General features: G+C 71.0%; 2 protein-coding genes and 1 pseudogene. All 3 read right to left on the reverse strand.

The genetic code is table 11. The features are described from left to right. Positions 1 to 767 (reverse strand): biotin carboxylase N-terminal domain-containing protein (locus DD1DGNOD_RS17795; RefSeq protein ID WP_131770657.1); only part of this gene is annotated, 767 nt, incomplete at its 3' end. Further along, positions 764 to 1,357 carry an acetyl-CoA carboxylase biotin carboxyl carrier protein gene (locus tag DD1DGNOD_RS17800; RefSeq protein ID WP_206443272.1) on the reverse strand — a complete coding sequence of 198 codons (594 nt, stop codon included), beginning with the start codon at positions 1,355 to 1,357 and terminating at the stop codon, positions 764 to 766. The genes DD1DGNOD_RS17800 and DD1DGNOD_RS17795, both read right to left, overlap by 4 nt. Continuing rightward, positions 1,357 to 1,627: pseudogene (locus DD1DGNOD_RS29735) on the reverse strand (acetyl-CoA carboxylase carboxyl transferase subunit beta); the annotation flags it as partial. The gene DD1DGNOD_RS17800 and the pseudogene DD1DGNOD_RS29735, both read right to left, overlap by 1 nt.

The raw sequence follows: 1,627 nt of genomic DNA on the forward strand, positions 1-1,627 counted from the left end.
CACATACGCTCCACGATCTGCGCGGGCAGCCGCGGAGCAGGGCTCTCCTCCACGAGCTTCTGGTGCCGGCGCTGCAGCGAGCAGTCGCGTGCTCCCAGGTGGACGACGTTGCCGTAGGAGTCAGCGAGGACCTGGACCTCGACGTGCCGCGCGGACGCCAGGTAGCGCTCCACGTAGAGCCGCCCGTCCCGGAACACCGCCTGGGCGCTGGCTCGGGTCTGGGTGTAGGCCCGCAGGAACGCGTCGGGATCGTGCACCACGCTCATCCCGCGCCCACCACCACCGGCCACCGCCTTGATGATGACCGGGTACCCGATCTCGGCGGCGAACTCCGCCGCCTCGTCGGCGTGTTCGAGCGCGTCCCGGCTGCCCGGCAGGAGGGGCAGCCCCGCGTCCAACATGATCGAACGGGCGCTGGCCTTGTCACCGAGACGGCTCATCACCGATGCCGGCGGCCCGATGAAGGTGATGCCCTCCTCCTCGCACACCTCGGCGAAGTCCGGGTTCTCCGACAGGAATCCGTAGCCGGGGTGGATGGCGTCGGCACCTCGGCCCCGCGCCGCCTCGATGACGGCGGGGATGTTGAGGTAGCTGGCCTTTGCCGGCCCCGGCCCGATCTGCACCGTCTCGTCGGCGAACTGGACAACCGCCGAGTCACGGTCGGCGGCGGAGTGGACCGCCACCGTGGCCAGACCGAGTTCGCGGCAGGTGCGGGCGACCCGGAGCGCGATCTCGCCACGGTTGGCGATCAGCACTTTTTTGATCATCGGCCTGAGTCCGGACGGTCGGCGTTCGCCGTGGCCACCGCCAGCAGGGGTTGACCGTGCTCGACGGGCGTGCCGTCGGCCACGAGGACCTCGACCACCCGGCCGGAGGCGTCCGCCTCCACGGGGATCATCAGCTTCATCGCCTCGATGATCGCCACCTGCTGGCCACGGGTGATCAGGTCGCCCTCGACGACGAACGGCTTGGCCCCGGGCTCGGAAGCCCGGTAGAACACGCCCACGGTGGCGGCGCACAGGAGGTGGACGTCGGCGTCCACTCCGGCCTGCGTCGCCACCGGCGCGGCCGGCGGCTGGGCCGGTTCGGTGCGGGCCGGTTCCTGCCGCGCCGGCACCGAAACCGGTACCGAGGCCGACGCGAACAGCTCGGCGGATGCCAACGGCGTCGTCTCCGGCCAGGCAATCTCGATGAAGACCTCGCCGGCCGCTGCCCGCACCCGGCTGGGCACCCGGGATGTCTGCGTGCTCAGGGTGAGCAGTTGCTGGCGGAGTACCGTCATGATCTCGTCGAGCTCACCGGCGCTGGGAACCGCCGTCCGCACCGGCGGGACACCGTTCAATGGGACCGGGCTCATCAGGCACTTTCCTTTTCGTCGAGGTCGTCCCGGTCGATGTCGAGCTCGTCGTCGAGCAGGGTGAGCGTGCCGGCGCCGAACCGGCGGAACCGCGTCCTGCGCCCGGTGACGAGGGTCATCTGATCCCGCGGCAGAAGCTCCGCCAGCGTGCTGGTCAGCGCGTCACGCAGGGCATGCGCCGCGAGCAGATGGTCGCTGTCCGCGCCCGCTTCGGGCTCGGGTACCACACCGTCGACGATCCCGCCGCGCAGCAGTTCGCGGGCGTCCACC

The organism is Candidatus Protofrankia californiensis, assembly GCF_900634765.1.
Classification (GTDB): domain Bacteria; phylum Actinomycetota; class Actinomycetes; order Frankiales; family Frankiaceae; genus Protofrankia; species Protofrankia californiensis.